General features: G+C 42.0%; 12 protein-coding genes. 7 read left to right on the top strand and 5 right to left on the bottom strand.

Features of this window, described 5'->3' with window-relative positions; genetic code table 11:
- Window positions 1–62 precede the first annotated feature (62 nt).
- Complete coding sequence (locus BM375_RS14970) at window positions 63–1457, bottom strand: 3-keto-disaccharide hydrolase (protein ID WP_093367232.1); 1395 nt, start codon at window positions 1455–1457, stop codon at window positions 63–65.
- 171 nt (window positions 1458–1628) lie between these two features.
- On the opposite strand from BM375_RS14970, the gene BM375_RS14965 reads away from it, so the two are divergent.
- Together BM375_RS14965 and BM375_RS14960 are read left to right on the top strand one after the other, a co-directional pair.
- Window positions 1629–2963 carry a Gfo/Idh/MocA family oxidoreductase gene (locus BM375_RS14965; RefSeq protein WP_244525923.1) on the top strand — a complete coding sequence of 445 codons (1335 nt, stop codon included), beginning with the start codon at window positions 1629–1631 and terminating at the stop codon, window positions 2961–2963.
- 27 nt (window positions 2964–2990) lie between these two features.
- Window positions 2991–3992 (top strand): 3-keto-disaccharide hydrolase, encoded by a 1002-nt coding sequence (locus BM375_RS14960; RefSeq protein ID WP_093367229.1) that lies wholly within the window; start codon window positions 2991–2993, stop codon window positions 3990–3992.
- Between the two features lie 67 nt (window positions 3993–4059).
- On the opposite strand, the gene BM375_RS14955 is transcribed toward BM375_RS14960, so the two are convergent.
- From BM375_RS14955 to BM375_RS14945, 3 genes are all read right to left on the bottom strand, one after another.
- A complete protein-coding gene (locus tag BM375_RS14955) occupies window positions 4060–5007 on the bottom strand; it encodes an MlaD family protein (protein ID WP_093367227.1) in 948 nt (315 codons plus the stop codon).
- Window positions 5008–5064: 57 nt separating this feature from the next.
- Complete coding sequence (locus BM375_RS14950) at window positions 5065–5916, bottom strand: N-acetylmuramoyl-L-alanine amidase family protein (protein WP_244525922.1); 852 nt, start codon at window positions 5914–5916, stop codon at window positions 5065–5067.
- An 81-nt stretch (window positions 5917–5997) separates the two neighbouring features.
- Window positions 5998–6855, bottom strand: coding sequence for an N-acetylmuramoyl-L-alanine amidase family protein (locus tag BM375_RS14945; RefSeq protein WP_093367226.1), 858 nt, complete (start codon window positions 6853–6855; stop codon window positions 5998–6000).
- A 204-nt stretch (window positions 6856–7059) separates the two neighbouring features.
- Between BM375_RS14945 and BM375_RS14940 the strand changes: the two genes are divergently transcribed.
- The 3 genes from BM375_RS14940 (at window position 7060) to BM375_RS14930 (ending at window position 12525) form a co-directional block, all read left to right on the top strand.
- Window positions 7060–9672 (top strand): putative LPS assembly protein LptD, encoded by a 2613-nt coding sequence (locus BM375_RS14940; RefSeq protein WP_244525921.1) that lies wholly within the window; start codon window positions 7060–7062, stop codon window positions 9670–9672.
- A 99-nt stretch (window positions 9673–9771) separates the two neighbouring features.
- On the top strand, window positions 9772–11019 hold the full coding sequence (locus BM375_RS14935) for a competence/damage-inducible protein A (protein ID WP_093367224.1): 1248 nt from the start codon (window positions 9772–9774) through the stop codon (window positions 11017–11019).
- A gap of 114 nt (window positions 11020–11133) precedes the next feature.
- Window positions 11134–12525, top strand: a complete 1392-nt coding sequence (locus BM375_RS14930) for a dihydrolipoamide acetyltransferase family protein (RefSeq protein ID WP_093367222.1) — start codon at window positions 11134–11136, stop codon at window positions 12523–12525.
- Between the two features lie 46 nt (window positions 12526–12571).
- Here BM375_RS14930 and BM375_RS14925 read toward each other — a convergent pair whose 3' ends face one another.
- The gene (locus tag BM375_RS14925; protein WP_093367220.1) at window positions 12572–13933 is read right to left on the bottom strand and encodes an MATE family efflux transporter; all 1362 of its coding nucleotides are present in this window, start codon (window positions 13931–13933) and stop codon (window positions 12572–12574) included.
- Window positions 13934–14106: 173 nt separating this feature from the next.
- Here BM375_RS14925 and BM375_RS14920 point away from each other — a divergent pair, with 173 nt between their 5' ends.
- Window positions 14107–14631 (top strand): Sec-independent protein translocase subunit TatA/TatB, encoded by a 525-nt coding sequence (locus tag BM375_RS14920; protein ID WP_093367218.1) that lies wholly within the window; start codon window positions 14107–14109, stop codon window positions 14629–14631.
- Window positions 14632–14737: 106 nt separating this feature from the next.
- Window positions 14738–16960: a Tex family protein gene (locus tag BM375_RS14915; protein WP_093367217.1), complete on the top strand. Its 2223-nt coding sequence runs from the start codon at window positions 14738–14740 to the stop codon at window positions 16958–16960.
- Window positions 16961–16973 lie beyond the last annotated feature (13 nt).

The raw sequence follows: 16973 nt of genomic DNA, 5'->3' as shown, positions 1-16973 counted from the left end.
AAAGCCCGCTCTAATTAAGTGGGCTTTTTTACGAAACTTCATTAATATTTTACAATTGAGGGCTAAAGCTTCTTAATTTTTATGTTGCGAAAAGATACTGCATCACCGTGGTCTTGCAGCAGGATATGTCCTTTTTCAGCTTGTCCGAACTTATCCCAATCTTTGTATTTGCTGATCGCAACCAAGTCCAAGAAGTCTTGGGAACCACGTACGTATTCCAGTATTTTCTCCCCGTTCAGGTAATGGGTGACTTTGTTGTCCGGCGTTACGACAATACGCCCGCGGTTCCACGTGCCAACTCCGCGTCGAGGGCGAGGATTGCGATCTGATGTAATCAGATCGTATAAGGAAGCCAATGTGCGGTTGCCGTCTCTACCCATCTTAGCGTCCGGATGCTTTTCGTCATCTAGAATCTGGTATTCTAATCCGATGGCTGAGCCCGATGTCTGTTCTTGTAGGGTAACAAAATATTTCACGCCACTGTTTGCACCTTCGGTTAAACGAAATTCAAAAGACAGGTCGAATGCTGTATATTGCTCGTTGGTGATGATGTCTCCGCCATTTGTAGACTCTCCGCCGTCAGAAGGCAGCACGGAAATAATGCCGTCTTTTATTTCCCAGCCTTTCTCCGGGAATTGTTCGGATCTGGCACTGCGCCAACCGTCGCTGTTCTGTCCATTGAAGAGCAGTTGATAGCCGGCTTTTTCCTCTTGTTCGGATAGTTGGTTCGAGGCAAGGTTTACCCAATAGAAATCTTGCGGGAAGTCCTTAGGTATAAGGTTCTCGGTTTGTATTTTTATATTTTTAAAATAGACTTTTAAACCGTCCAACGAGTCGGGAATGCTGTGTACCTGCAAACCGATAAAACCACTGTTGTCAATTGTGTCGATAACTGCAGAAACAGGAACATCGTTCACCCATGTGCGCATTTCGTTGCCTATAGCTTCAATACGTATATGGTTGAATTCTCCGGCTTTAAAAGCGGTTTTTGCACTTTCATTCAAATCCAACGGGTATAGCCATCCTCTGCGTGCCTCATCGTATATACCTCCTGTCCATGCACGAGGGGTAGGGTCTATCTCAACTTGTCGGCCATATACACGCCCTTTTCCGTCATTCGCTGCGGAGTCCAAATGGCTACGGGTCTGTATGCCCGAATTGGTTGTAGCACCTTCGAGTTTGACCTCTACTTCCAGAATGAAGTCAACGTATTCTTTCTCAGTAATCAAGAAAGAGTTCGGCGTGCCCTTAGTCATGGTGCCTACTATCATGCTATCTTCAATGGTATACGGCGCATCACCGCCTACGGATTTCCATCCTTCAAGGGATTTGCCATCAAATAACGATTGCCAGTTATCTTCGACAGGTTTGTCCCTTTGACAGGCAAAAAGAAATAAGCTCAAACAGCAAGCCGACACAAAGATTCTTAAGGTAAAGAGTTGTTTTGTTTTGTTCATCTGTAATGAATTTTTTCAGGTTTATTCGCTGAAATTAAACAAAATAAATTATATTCGGTAATATTTCTAACCTTAAAACCAGATGTTACGATGAGGCAATCTTTATCGCGAAGAACTTTTTTAAGAAACTCCATCCTAGCTACTTCTGCATTGGCGTTATCACGATACAGTATGGCGGAAACAAAATTAGCTAAACCCAATGAACGTGTGAATCTGGCCTGTGTGGGTATAGGAAATCGTGCAGGGGAGATTATCCGGGATTTGTACAAAACGGGCTTGTGTAATATCGTTGCTTTGTGCGATGTCGATATGGGTGCACCGCATACGGAGGCTATTCTAAAAGATTTTCCAGATGTTCCGCGCTTTCAGGATTTTCGGCAGATGTTCGATAAAATGGCGAACCAGATTGATGCGGTGAGCATCGGTACGCCAGATTTCTCACATTTTCCAGTGACGATGATGGCAATAGATCTGGGTAAGCATGTGTATGTGGAGAAACCACTTGCACGCACTTTTTACGAGAATGAGCTGCTGATGCAGAAAGCTAAGAAATTTCCAAAAGTGGTTACACAGATGGGAAATCAAGGACACTCGGAAGCGAACTATTTTCAGTTTAAAGCTTGGAAAGATGCGGGGATTATCAAAGATGTGACGCGTATCGATGCGCACATGAATAATGCGAGGCGCTGGCACGGTTGGGATGTTGGGATGAAAGGTTTTCCATATCCGGAACGTATTCCGGATACATTGGATTGGGACTTGTGGCAGATGCAGACGGTAGGACATGATTACAATCGCGATTTTGTGAATGGGCAATGGCGCTGCTGGTATGATTTCGGTATGGGAGCTTTAGGTGATTGGGGAGCGCATATCCTGGATACGGCGCATGAGTTTCTGGAATTAGGTTTGCCGACACGTGTTGAAGCAGTGAAGCTGGAAGGGCACAATTCGTTTTTCTTTCCGTACTCGTCCACTATAGCCTTTCATTTCCCGAAACGTAAAGATATGCCTGCAGTAGATGTGACCTGGTACGATGGTCTGGACAACTTGCCGCCTATTCCGGAAGGTTATGGCATATCGGGACTTGACCCGAATATTCCACCGCCAAGCACGGGAGCAATAGAACCGGCTAAGCTCAATCCGGGAAAGATTATCTATGGGAAAGATTTAACCTTCAAAGGCGGTTCACATGCGAGTATACTGCATATCATTCCGGAAGACAAGGCGAAGGATCTAGCAAACAAGTTGCCGGAAGTGCCGGAAACCCCGTCAAATCATTTCGCTAATTTCTTAAAAGCGTGCAAAGGTGAGGAGAAGACGCGTTCGCCATTTGAATTGTCTGCACCATTATCTCAGGTATTCTCGTTGGGTGTTATTGCCCAGCGTTTATATACGAAGCTGGAATTTGATGCAGTGAAAAAAGAGGTGACAAATAATAAATTTGCACAATCTTTATTAATTGGCCCTCCTCCACGCAAAGGTTGGGAAGATTTTTTTGTAGTTTAGTACTTTAATCCTTAAACTTTATAAATAATGTTAAAAAAATATGTAGGATATGGCACAATGATGTGTCTTTTGATTGCGGGTACAACCTCTTGTAACAATGCTGAAAAGAACGAGAAGCAAGGCGATGAGATCCACAATGTAGCTGCCCAGAAAGTTCCTGAAGAAGCCGAAGGTCTGATTGGCCGTTGGGATATTACCGTGGACAAGGATGGGAAGTCTGCTCCTTCCTGGTTAGAGGTGAAACTTTCAGGTTTTAGTACCTTGGTAGGCGCTTTTGTCGGAGAAGGCGGGAGTAGCCGTCCTGTATCGCATATTAAACTTCAGGGAACGAAATTCTCCTTTGAAATTCCGCCACAATGGGAATCGGGAGGAGGCTTGTTTACTATTGAAGGTGAACTGGTAGGCGAAGAAATTAAAGGTACTATTACGACAAACTCTGGTAATACTTTTCCATTTACCGGAGTGAAAGCTCCTTACTTGGTGCGTACAGGTGAAGCACAATGGGGCGAACCGATAGAGTTGTTTAATGGAACAGACTTAACTGGCTGGACAACATCGGGCGATAATAGCCAATGGGTCGTGGAAGAAGGTATCCTTATTAATAAAGGAACAGGTGCAAACCTGATTAGTGAACAGAAATTTGAAGACTTCAAGCTGATTGCTGAGTTCCGTTATGCGGAAGGTGCGAACTCCGGACTTTACCTACGCGGACGTTATGAGGTACAGATTGAAGACTCTCCAAAAGACAGACACCCGGGTTCACTTTACTTTGGTGGCGTGTACGGTTTCTTAGCGCCAAGCGAAATGGCAACCTTGGGGCCTAACGAGTGGAATAAATATGAGATTACACTACGCGGACGTATGGTGACTATTGTTGCGAATGGTAAGACAATCATTAACAACCAGGAGATACCTGGTATTACCGGAGGTGCTTTGGATAGCCGCGAAGGTGAACCGGGACCTATTTATATTCAAGGAGATCATACCGGCGTTGAGTTTAGAAAGATAACGGTTATTCCGGCAAAATAAGAAAACAAGCAATAATGTGCTTTTCGCGAAAACGGCGAACCTTAAGGTTCGCCGTTTTATATTCTATTTATTTCGTGTCTTTTTTTCCGAAAATACTTAATCGTATATACTTTCCAGGCCTTTCTTTGACATCTTTTATCAGATTGTCCAATTCGGCTGAGGCATTATTTAAGTTGTTGTAAAGTTTGTCATCGTTCAACAATAGGCCAATAGACCCTTCGCCGTTATTGATTTTCGAAGTGATGGCCTGCACATCCTGCATCGCTTGATTGGCGTTATCGATAGTCGCCTTGATTTCTGTTTTGGAAAGGTCGTTCGATAAATTATCTAAGTTTGCGAGTATATTATTGATTTTGTCGTTATTGTTTTTAAAGTTATTGGTAATGGATTCCAAGTTCTGCATGATTTTAGAAAAGCGGATTCTTTCTGATCCCATAAGCCCTTCCACATCGCTAGTTATCTTTTCCATGTTTGCCAAGGAAATAGAGATACTATGCAAACTGCTCTTGAAATCACGCTGAAATTCATCATTTAAAGCTGTATTTACCGCGGAAAGTACAGAGTCTAGCTTCACAACGAGGTTTTCAATCTTTTTTTGTAGAGGTTCAACTTTCTCCAAAAGGTTGGCTTGTACATCGGACAACAAGGGGTCACCACTTTTCGCCAAAGTCTTGCTGTTTCCCAGCTCGAATACAATGGCTTTGCTACCCAAGAGATCGGCACTGACAATACGAGCTACAGTGTTGGAAGGGATGTCGTATTCACTTTTTATCTTAAAATGGGTACGGATTTTCCCATTATCCAAAAGCGAAAGTTTGGACACCCGACCGATTTGGTATCCGTTGACAACAACGGGTTTCGAAACTGTCAAACCGTCTACGTTGTCGTAGTCTGTGTAAAAATCGTTTTCCCGTTGGAATATGTCGTTCCCTTTTAAAAAATTATAACCAAAAAATAGCAATGCTAATGCCACTACTGTAATGATGCCTACTTTTGTTTCGTTGGATACCTTCAAAATTGTATGTGTTATTTTTAAGACCTGTCAATATCAACAAACTAATGTACTAAAAGTTTATCGTTCTGTTGAAGTTTTATAGGTTTTTATTGCGTTAAAAAGATTTGCTACGATTTGCTCTTGTCCAGACGAGGAAAGCATGAATGCTTCTTCATCTGGGTTGCTAATAAAACCGATTTCTGTCAGTACTGCTGGCATTCCTGCTGTTGCCAATACGGCGAGCGATAGTTCTAATACTCCTCTGTCCCGACGTCCGGAAGACTTGTATGTATCTTGCATATATGAAGCTAATTTAATACTTTCTCTGCGATACTGGTTCTTCATCAATTGGAAAACAATCATACTTGATGGGTCGTTCGGGTCAAATCCACCATAGTTTTCTTGGTAGTTATCTTCCAATAATATGGAAGCATTCTCACGGATAGCTGCATCCTGTTGAGCTAAGCGGTTGAATCCACTTACGATTGTTTCTGTACCTTGTGCGGAAGTATTCAATACTTTACTGGTCACGTATCTTCCACGGCTATTTTTCCGACGAACGGTCGTCGTTCCTCCAGAGTTGCAGTGGATGGAAATAAATAGATCTGCTTTGTTTTCGTTTGCTACAGCAGGACGTTGGTATAGCGGAATAAAAACATCCGTTTTACGTGTGTAAATCACCTTGACACCAGGCATTTCCTTCTCTATTTTGGCCCCTAGTTTAAGAGTGACTTCTAAGGCAATATCTTTTTCATTGGATCTCCGTCCGACAGCACCAGGATCGTGCCCACCATGTCCTGCATCCAGCACAATGAGTTTCATCTGCTTTTGTGGAAGTTGAGGCTTCTCTTGTTGTACAGGAATAAAAGAGGTGAATAGGCAAAAACTGATAACTGTTAAAAAGACTATTGTACGATACGCGTTTGACACAGCAGAATGACGTTTAAAATATGTAAATTATAAAGACTTGAAATTAATTATAATAAAGAAATATATCTGATAGGACTAAAATTAATGCCTCATGTATTCCTTGAATTTTTTGACTGCATTAGCAAGATTTTGGGCGATTTCGTTTTGTCCTTTTTGCGAAAGCATATAACTTTCTTCATCTGGACTGCTTATAAATCCTATTTCTGTTAATACAGCGGGCATAGCCGCTTTGGCAAGGACGGCGAGGCCTTGTTCTTTGACGCCACGGTCTATCTGTGAACTCTTCACATACTCTTGCTGGATAAGCGATGCTAATTTGATGCTTTCTTTACGGTATTGGCTCCGCATCAATTGGAAGATTATATAAGTGGATGGATCCCTCGGGTCGAAGCCGTATTCTTCTTCGTAGTTATCCTCCAATAATAGATCGGCATTTTCCCGGATAGCTACATCTTGTTCGCCTGTGCGGTGGAATCCTAATACCAACGTTTCTGTACCGCGTACCTGCGGATTCCGCTGTACAGAATTGACATAGCGCCCGCGACTGTTCTTAACGCGAACATCGCGATCAGCTGAATTCGCGTGGATAGAAATAAAAAGGTCTGCCTTGTTTTTGTTCGCTATTTCTGAACGTGTCTTGAACGGTACATCTATATCCGTACTGCGGGTCAAGATAACTTTCGTGTTGGGAATTTGTTGTTCTAAAAGTGTTTTCAGTTTTTTGGAAACATCTAATACAATATCTTTTTCAGCCGAGTTTCTTCCTCTGGCCCCTGGTTTATCACCACCATGTCCAGGGTCAATAACCACAACAAACGTCTCTTTCCCCCTCTCGCCTGCTATATTTGGGGATGGAAATGTAAAAGAAACAAGCATAACAAATGCGAATACTGTCGCGAAAATGGCTATGACAGGCTTTACATTTAAATTTCTAATCATGTGTATAATATCCTAATCTACCTTCGTTTAATTAAGTGCAAAAATAGTTTGAAAATTTATCTTTCATTAACATTATTTACACCATGTGATGTGAATGTTTTTGACTATTTTTGCCGAAACAAGTTTAAAAGATTCATACAAAAATAACATTCATAATTCATTTTGAAGGCGTTTGCACGAGTTTTATGTCAATTTTTATTCATATTGTTGAGCTTCTCCATCAGTGTGGCTCAAGTGGTAGAGCCTTCTAAACCCACCTCTAATAACGTTGTTGATACAACTTTAATTGTCAACGATACTACAAAAAACCATCTTCGTGAGGTTCAAGGACAGGATACTGTTGTCATGACCGATCCAGATGGACTCGAAACTGTGGTGACCATCGTGGCCAATGATTCTTCATGGAACCAAGTAAATAAAAACATTCTTCATCTATATCGTGGTGCTAAAGTGAAATATCAAACATTTGAATTGGCAGCTGATTATATCCGTTTGGATAGAAATACCAACCAATTGTTTGCCAGTGGTGTCATTGACCACAATGGGGAATATGTCGGTAGACCGGTGGTTATATTCCCTGGTGAAACACCGAAGACAGTCGATTCCCTCCTTTATGATTATAAGACACAGGAAGGAAATACGTATGGCATCATGACGGAAGAAGACGGAGCATATATACAGGCAAGTGTGTTGCGTAAAAATCTGTATGATGAACTTTCGTTGAAATCAGGTATGTACAGTACTTGTAACTTACCCTATCCACATACGCATTTTGGTATTCGGTTTACAAAAGGTTTCTTGGCGAAAAATCATATTATTGTTGGCCCGGCTTATTTAGAAGTCGAAAATATCCCGATTAAGTTTATCGGTGTGCCTTTTGGTTTCTTTCCAAAAAACAATAAAAAGGCTTCAGGGCTACTTTTCCCTTCCTTCGGCGAGGATGCAACACGTGGTTTTGCAGTGCGTGATATGGGATGGTACTTGACTTTCAATGACTATTGGGATAGTGAGATTAGAGCGAGCCTTTATTCTAAGGGTTCTTGGGAAGCAAGTGTTCGTACAAATTATGTTGTAAATTATAAATATAGCGGCGGATTCAACATACGCTATGCAAGTACGAAAAGTGGGGTGGAAGGAACCAGTAACTATGGGACAAACAAAGATTTTAACGTAACGTGGAATCATACACAACGGCAAGAGGCAAATCCTGGTACGTCATTCTCCGCGTCGGTGAATTTTGGTACAGGTTCCTACTTCCGTAATACCGGTTTTAACCAGAACAACAGTATGCAAGACATTGTACGAAACAATATGTCTTCATCTATTGCTTATGGAAAGGTCTTTGCCGATGGTAAGGTCAATTTCACAACAAACTTGAGCCATAGACAGGATATGGCATCAGGACGAGTTGATCTGGAATTGCCTTCTTTCAGCTTGAACGTGTCGACCTTCAATCCGTTTGATTCTAAGAAAAGGGTAGGCGAGCAGAAATGGTATCAACGTATCACAGTTGGGTATAGCTTACAGGGAAGAAATACGATAACTGCAGGAGACTCTGTGTTATTCAAAAAAGAAACTTTAAATAACTTTACGAACGGTTTCCAGCACAGCATTCCGGTGAGCTTAAGCTTGAATGCTTTTAAATATTTCCAATTTAATACTTCGGTAAACTATACCGAACGTTGGTATTTACAATCCATACGTAAGGGTTTGGAAAACCGTTTGAATGGCTTTGAAGAAGTGCGGGATACGGTGCAAGGATTCCGAAGAGCGTATGATTATTCGGTGTCATCAGGACTTTCAACCAAAATCTATGGTATGTACCCAAAAATGGGTAAAGTCGAAGCTATCCGTCATGTGGTGACGCCTTCGGTCAACTTGAATTATCGCCCTGATTTCTCGGCAGCACGATATGGATTTTATCGAGAATATACGAATATGGATGGGTTGATACAGAAATATTCCGTATTTGAAAATGGTATCTATGGTGGACCAGGTGCAGGGAAATCTATGGGGATAGGTTTCTCCGTTGATAATAATATTGAGGCAAAAGTGCGAAACTCGAAGGATACGACGGGTAAAGAAGCTTTTAAGAAAATACCGATTATCCAGGGATTGACTTTTAGTGGTAACTACAACTTTATGGCAGATTCCCTGAAGTTATCGACGATTAACTTTTCTGGACGAACATCCTTGTTTAACCAGAAAATTAACTTGAACTTTAATGGTACTTTTGATCCTTATACTATTAATGAGAATGGAGTGCGGGTGGATCGTTTTGCAATTAAAGATGGAACTTTGGCACGTTTGACAAATTTTGGATTATCCTTTGATTATAGTTTGAACCCCAGTGCCAATAAAAGCCGAAGTGATAATTTGGATTCGCTACGGAACAGAATGCCAAATATGACATCGGAACAGGCGGAGGCCTTGTCCCGAATCAGTACCGATCCGAATGCTTTTGTGGATTTCAATATTCCTTGGAACCTGAACGGAGCATTTAGTATGAATTATTCTAAAGTGTGGGATAATACCGATCGTGTTATGCGTAACCAGATTACGGCGACGGTAAATGTGAACGGGGATTTCAATGTTACCCCGAAGTGGAAAGTGCAGTTTAATACAGGATATGATTTGCGTCAAAAGGCACTGTCATTGACAAGGTTTAGTATATATCGTGATCTGCATTGTTGGGATATGTCAGTAGGCTGGACACCTTTTGGGCAATACCAAAGTTACAACATTACCATACGGGCGAAAGCCTCCATCTTGCAGGACTTAAAACTGACAAAACGAGAGAGTCATTATAGATATTAGTACTCAGCGTATTGAGTACTGAGGTATGAGTATTGAGATGTTGAGGTTTACTCAATACTAACTACTAACTACTGAATACTCAATACTAATTACAAAAACATGAAAGCCGAAATTATAACCATTGGCGATGAGATTCTGAATGGACAGATTGTCGATACCAATTCTGCTTGGATAGCACAACGTTTAGCCCCTTTACAGATTCATCTTGTACAAATCACATCTATTTCAGACACGAAAACAGCTATTATTGATGCTTTGACTAATGCAGCTGAAAGAGCTAACTTGATTATCGTAACTGGAGGATTGGGGCCAACCAAAGATGATGTGACCAAACATGCCGCAGCAACCTATTTTAATACTACATTGATTAATGATACCAAAGTGTTGGAACATGTTCGCGGGATATTTCGCAATGCCGGCTTTGAAGAAATGCCTGCCATGAATGTACATCAAGCCGATGTGTTGGCAAATGCCAAGATTCTTTTCAACGATGTAGGGACTGCACCGGGGATGTGGGTGGCAAAAGATGGCAAGTTTTTCGCTTTTCTGCCGGGCGTGCCTTTCGAGATGAAATTTTTGATTGAAAACAGGGTTATTCCAGAGCTTAGTGGCATAAAGTCCGAGACCACTGTCCATAATGCTTATATACTGACCACCGGAATAGGAGAATCACACTTAGCTGATCGTATAGCGGATATTGAAGAAGACTTGCCAGAGCATATACATTTGGCATATCTTCCCAAAATAGGTATGGTAAAACTAAGGTTGACGGCAGTAGGGAATAACCAATCTATTTTGGAAGAAGAAACGCAATTATTTGTGGAACGTATTGTGAGTCGAGTTGGAAAACATGTTTTGGCCACGGAAGATATCGGTTTTGAGGAAGTACTGGTGAAAAGATTTACAGAGGCAGGGTGTACGTTGGCTACAGCTGAAAGTTGTACAGGCGGCGCTATTGCTTCGTTAATAACGAGTGTCCCGGGCGCAAGTGCTATGTTTAATGGTGCGGTAGTAGCTTATGCCAATGCCGCAAAAATGCATATGCTTGGAGTAGAAGAAGAAACGCTCAAAAGTTTTGGGGCCGTTAGTGAATCAACGGTGAGACAGATGGCAGAAGGTGCAAAAAGTCATTTGGGGACAGATTATGCTATAGCAACCAGTGGGATAGCAGGACCAGGAGGTGGAACAGCCGAAAAACCAGTGGGAACAGTCTGGGTTGCTGTGGCAGGAAGACAGGCGACAGAAGCACGTGTTTTCTACTTTAAGAACGATAGAATGGTAAATATAGAACGTTCGGTTACGGCATCCTTACAGATGTTATGGGATTTATTCCAAAAGGAGCAATAAATATATTCCAAATAACATTCTGTAATTTTGGAAATATGAAAATTTAATTTTATTTATAGGTATTACTTGGATTAAATGCTATTTTAGTGTTTCATTCAATGAACAGACATACGTATGGGAATATATAAACTGCTGCTTCCAAAAATGGGAGAGAGTGTTTCTGAAGCCACCGTTACCAAATGGGTGAAAGAGATAGGGGAGATGATAGAGGAAGACGAAGCCATAGTAGAGATTGCAACTGATAAAGTGGACTCCGATGTTCCTTCGCCGGTGAAAGGTAAATTGATTAAGAAATTTTTCGAAGAGAATCAGATTGTACAAGTTGGAGAGGCCATCGCTTTGTTAGAAATTGAGGGCGAAGGCTCTGCTGTTGAAGAGAATGCTGATCCAGTAAATGCGGAAATAGCAACTGCTCCTGTAGCGGAATCTGTTACTGAGCAGGAAGAACAAACAGAAGAACCTTTTATTGAAGAAGATAATAAGATGACTATTCCTGGAACAGAACTCTTAGAAGAACCTTCCGTGCAGGAGAAAACAACTATTCACTCTGGCGCACGTTTCTATTCACCTTTGGTGAAAAATATTGCTCAAGAAGAAGGTCTTAGTCAAGAAGAATTGGATAATATTCCTGGAACAGGAGCAGAAGGTCGCTTGACCAAACAGGATGTTCTCGGATATTTGTCTAATAGGACAGGAGGGAAATCATTCGCAGCATCTGCTGTAAAAACAACAGAGCAGCCTGCGACAATCCCCATGCCGCCAAAAACAACGGTTACACCTGTAGGAACGACATCGGCCGGCGATGAAATTATCGAGATGGATCGCATGCGTAAACTCATTGCCGATCACATGGTACATAGTGTGAAAACATCCCCTCACGTAGCCTCTTTTGTGGAAGCAGACGTGACCAACTTAGTAAACTGGCGGAATAAAGTAAAAGATAGCTACAAGAAACGGGAAGGGGAAAATATCACTTTTACGCCGATTTTTATTGAGGCTATCAGTAAAGCTTTGAAAGACTTTCCGATGGTCAATGTTTCTATTGACGGACATAATATCATCAAAAAGAAAAATATTAATATTGGGATGGCGGCAGCTTTGCCTTCGGGCAATTTGATTGTTCCTGTTATCAAAAATGCGGATCAACTGAGTCTGGTAGGGTTAAGCAAAGCGGTGAACGATTTAGCACATAGATCCCGTGCTAATCAGCTCAAACCAGACGATACGCAAGGCGGAACATTCACCTTTACCAATATAGGGGCCTTCGGAAATATTATGGGGGTGCCGATTATCAATCAACCACAAGCGGCTATTTTGGCTGTCGGAACGATCAAGAAACGTCCGGCTGTGTTAGAAACGGAGCATGGAGATGTGATTGCTATTCGTCATATGATGTATCTGTCTATGTCTTATGACCATCGTATTATCGATGGGGCGTTAGGAGGAACTTTCTTGAAGCGCGTAGCGGATTATCTGGAAGAATGGGACATGAATAGGGTGATATAAATTTTAAAAGGGAAGGGGATGTCAAATCGACATCCCCTTCCCTTTTTTAGAACCGTTTTTTCATTAGGCGTAGTACATGTTTGTAGCGAACAAATAGTAATACCGAAGAGGTCAACAGACCTAAAGTCAGGCCGTACCAGACACCTTGTACACCCAAATCAAAGTAAATGCCGAAGAGATAAGCCGAGGGAATCCCGATTATCCAATAGGCAATAAAAGTTATCAGCGTAGGTATATTCACATCGCCCAATCCTCTCAATACACCCAAGCCCACAACCTGTGTACCGTCAAAAAGTTGAAAAAGCCCTGCTATAAGCAGGAGTTGGGCGGAAAGCACAATTACCTGCTGATCGTCACTAATCATCAAGGGTAGGTACTGATTAAAGATTGCAAAAATCAGTGCACAGGCAATCATAAATAATAATACCAGATGATAGGAAACAGTTGCGAACTTTTGAACACGGAAAATGTTGTGCTTACCAAAACTATTCCCAGTTTTGATGGTTGCTGCTGCTGCAATCCCACTGGCCATCATATAGGTCATGGAAGCCAAGGTTATTGCTACCTGATGGCTGGCCTGTTCCACAGCCCCGATCTTTCCGGCAATTAAGGAAGCCGAAGCAAAAGCCCCTACCTCAAAAACATACTGTAGAGCAACTGGTGCACCGATTTTGAAAATACGTTTTACTTGTGGAGTATCAAAATGAAAAATTTTGAAATGTTGGATGTATACTTTAAAATGCTTAGAACGTAGCACATAGGCTGACATGGCTATCATCATAAGCACTCGATCGATCAGTGTGGCATACCCCACTCCGACAATGCCCATAGGCTTCAACCCAAACATCCCTTTAACAAAAACAATTGCCAGTACGATATTCAAAATATTTCCCCATATCGTAATGCTCATAGCCTGTTTCGTGAAACCCAACCCTTCAGCGAATTGCTTAAACGTATTGAAGACCATCAAAGGCACGATGGAAAGCATGAGTACCAAGAGGTATGGTTTTGCTGTTTCTACGACACGTGGATCCTGATCCAAATGCTCCATGGCATACATCGAGCCAAAATTGACAATACAAAAAAGTACGATAGCCGAAAGGATATTCAGCCACAAGCTGTTGGAAAGAAGTTTACCACAATTGTCTTTGCGGCCTTTGCCGTTTTCTTGAGCAATCAAGGGAGTCAGTCCGTAGGAAACGCCTAATCCTATTACCATGACGATGATAAATACGGAATGTACAAGTGATACGGCTGCCAAAGGAATGGTGCCGGCAAATTTACCAACAATAATCGTATCGGCTGTCTGCACCATGGTATGTCCCAATTGCGAGATAACCACCGGTCCTGCCAAAGCAAAGGCACTCCAATAAAAAAGCTTATTCTGTTTGTAATACTTCGATATCATGCGAGCGCAAAGGTACGGATTTAAAAACTGTTAAATCACTGTTCGTAGTCTACTGCACCTTTTTTCCTTTCAAGTGATAAGATGATTTTGTTACTAAATAATTACACCAAAATGTTGAGGTTTTTTAAATTTACACTTACCTTAGCATCTTAGTAAAGCAAAAGAGAAGAAAGATGAGTTTAGCATTTATGAATATCGGTACACAAGAGATGGTTCTTATCGTCATCGTTATCTTGTTATTATTCGGTGGAAAGAAATTGCCTGAATTGGCACGTGGATTAGGTCGTGGAATCAGAGAGTTTAAGGATGCTTCAGAAGGCATTAAGCAGGAAATTTCAGACCAGATCAATAATTTTGAGAAGGATTTGGATGTTACGGTAGAGGATAAACCTGCAGCTAAGACGCATCCTACTTCTGCGGCGATAGCCAATGAAATCAATCAACAGGCTGAAGTAGGAACAGAAGAGGTAGCAAAAGTTGAAGAAACAGAGGAAGTCAAGAAATCTTTTCCACAGTTCACTGCTCCTGAAAATACCTACCAGCATAATCCCGGACAACAACCATCCTCCGGAGAGGAGCATTATACATACGGATATAATGACCACTTCGCTAATAGCGAGGAGTCCAATGTGGAAGAAGCGACCGCTTCTGAAAGTTCAGATGCCCCTGTATCAGATGAACAAACCAAAAACGCTTAATCTTATTACAATATAATTGGTTAAAAAGCTGTTGGCTAAGGTCTACAGCTTTCTTTTTTAACATAGTCTAAGCGTTATACATTACGCTGAAAATTTTAATTCCTATATGACGTACGAAATTATTATTTCGCAAGAGTTGGGTGTCAGCAGCAGACAGGTGCAAACCACCATCAATCTGCTTGACGAGGGCGCAACAGTACCTTTTATTGCCCGTTATCGTAAAGAGTTGACCGGTAGTCTGGATGAGGTACAGATTACCAATATCCGTGACCGTGTTCAACAGCTTCGTGATTTGGACAAGCGCAAAGAAGCGGTCTTGAAATCTATTACCGAACAAGGGAAACTTACTCCAGAACTGGAGAAACAAGTCAAGGAAGCAGAAACCATGGCTATCCTTGAAGATATTTACCTGCCTTATAAGCCAAAACGCAAAACCAGGGCTTCGATGGCAAGAGAAAAAGGTCTGCAACCTTTGGCGGACACACTGTTGGAGCAAAGCTCCAATGATGTGACAACCCTGGCAGAGGCTTTTGTCGATGAGGAGAAAGGCGTTAACTCCCTTGAAGAAGCGTTAGCAGGTGCTCGAGATATTATCGCAGAACAAATAGCCGAGGATGTCGAAGTGCGCACAAAAGTGCGTAAGACCTTTGTAGATGCAGGTCAGTTTGTAGCTCGTGTTGTTCCCGGAAAAGAGGAGGCAGCTATCAAGTACAAAGATTATTTTGAATGGTCTGAATCGTTGAAAGATGCACCTTCACACCGTGTGTTGGCAATGCGCCGAGGCGAAAAGGAAGAATTGCTGTATTTGGATATTCAGGTAGACGAAACATTGACTTTACCCATCATAGAAAAGCAATACATCAAAGGCCGTAATGAGGCTGCTGAGCAGGTTGGTTTAGCTATCCAAGATAGCTATAAACGTCTATTAAAGCCATCGATGGAAACCGAGGTACGTGTATTGACCAGACAAAAAGCCGATGAAGAAGCCATTAAAGTCTTTGCGGACAATGTGCGTCAATTGCTATTGGCTGCACCTTTGGGGCAAAAAAGATTGTTGGCTTTAGACCCGGGCTTCCGAACAGGTTGTAAAACTGTCGTGTTGGATGAGCAAGGAACCTTGTTGGAGAATACTACGATTTATCCCCATAATGGTGCCGGTGGATTGAGCGAAGCTGCAAAAACAGTGGAACTTTTGGTGAAAAAATATGCTGTTGAAGCCATTGCAGTGGGTAATGGCACTGCGGGACGTGAAACCGAAGAGTTTGTCCGAAAGCTTGGTCTGAAAGATGTAACAATTGTCATGGTCAATGAATCGGGAGCATCTATTTACTCTGCTTCCGAAGTGGCACGTGAAGAATTTCCGGATTATGATGTGACAGTGCGTGGAGCTATTTCCATTGGTCGGAGGTTAATGGATCCGTTAGCGGAATTGGTAAAAATTGATCCAAAATCTATCGGTGTAGGACAATACCAGCACGATGTAGACCAAAACAAGTTGCAAACATCCTTGGATGATACAGTTATCTCCTGCGTAAATGCTGTGGGTGTAGAGCTTAACACGGCCTCCAAGCAAATTTTGGCTTATGTGTCCGGTTTAGGACCGTCTTTGGCACAGCAGATTGTGAATTACCGTGTGGCGAATGGTCCTTTTCGCTCCCGTCGTGAATTGAAGAAAGTACCTCGTCTGGGTGATAAAGCTTTTGAACAAGCTGCAGGATTCTTACGTATACGAAACGGTGAACATCCTTTGGATGCCTCTGCTGTTCATCCGGAAAGATATGCCTTGGTGGAACAAATGGCAAAAGATTTACAGGTGAAGGTAGAAGATTTGATGCGTGATGAAAAACTGCGCAAGCAAATTGACTTGAAGAAATATAGCAGTGAAGATGTTGGACTACCTACCTTGAACGACATTCTTGCTGAGCTGTCCAAACCCGGAAGAGATCCGCGTGAACAATTTGAGGCTTTCTCTTTCACTGATGGTGTAAATAGTATTGCCGATTTGCGTATAGGTATGAGATTGCCGGGGATTGTTACTAACATTACCAATTTCGGTGCTTTTGTGGATATTGGTGTGCATCAAGATGGTTTGGTTCACCTTAGCCAGTTGGCTAACCGTTTTGTATCTGATCCACACGAAGTAGTTAAGGTACAACAGCAAGTGATGGTGACTGTGACCGAAATAGATGAACGCCGTAATCGTATAGGCTTGTCCATGAAAACAGAGGACGGACCGGCACCACGCAAGCGTTCCGAAAAAGATAAAAAAAGAGAACCGGAAACCGATATGGCTGCTAAACTGGCCGCATTGGCAAGTAAGTTTAAATAATAGCCAAACCTAT

The sequence above is a fragment of the Sphingobacterium wenxiniae genome, from assembly GCF_900116225.1.
Lineage (GTDB): Bacteria > Bacteroidota > Bacteroidia > Sphingobacteriales > Sphingobacteriaceae > Sphingobacterium > Sphingobacterium wenxiniae.
The sequence above is the reverse complement of the archived record's forward strand: the minus strand, read 5'-3'. Positions and strand labels throughout refer to the sequence as shown.

Bases quoted from the DNA above. Each gene is read 5' to 3' on its own strand.
- BM375_RS14970 (WP_093367232.1), bottom strand. From the start codon at position 1,457: ATGAACAAAACAAAACAACTCTTTACCTTAAGAATCTTTGTGTCGGCT.
- BM375_RS14965 (WP_244525923.1), top strand. From the start codon at position 1,629: ATGGCGGAAACAAAATTAGCTAAACCCAATGAACGTGTGAATCTGGCC.
- BM375_RS14960 (WP_093367229.1), top strand. From the start codon at position 2,991: ATGTTAAAAAAATATGTAGGATATGGCACAATGATGTGTCTTTTGATT.
- BM375_RS14945 (WP_093367226.1), bottom strand. From the start codon at position 6,855: ATGATTAGAAATTTAAATGTAAAGCCTGTCATAGCCATTTTCGCGACA.
- BM375_RS14935 (WP_093367224.1), top strand. From the start codon at position 9,772: ATGAAAGCCGAAATTATAACCATTGGCGATGAGATTCTGAATGGACAG.
- BM375_RS14930 (WP_093367222.1), top strand. From the start codon at position 11,134: ATGGGAATATATAAACTGCTGCTTCCAAAAATGGGAGAGAGTGTTTCT.
- BM375_RS14925 (WP_093367220.1), bottom strand. From the start codon at position 13,933: ATGATATCGAAGTATTACAAACAGAATAAGCTTTTTTATTGGAGTGCC.
- BM375_RS14920 (WP_093367218.1), top strand. From the start codon at position 14,107: ATGAGTTTAGCATTTATGAATATCGGTACACAAGAGATGGTTCTTATC.
- BM375_RS14915 (WP_093367217.1), top strand. From the start codon at position 14,738: ATGACGTACGAAATTATTATTTCGCAAGAGTTGGGTGTCAGCAGCAGA.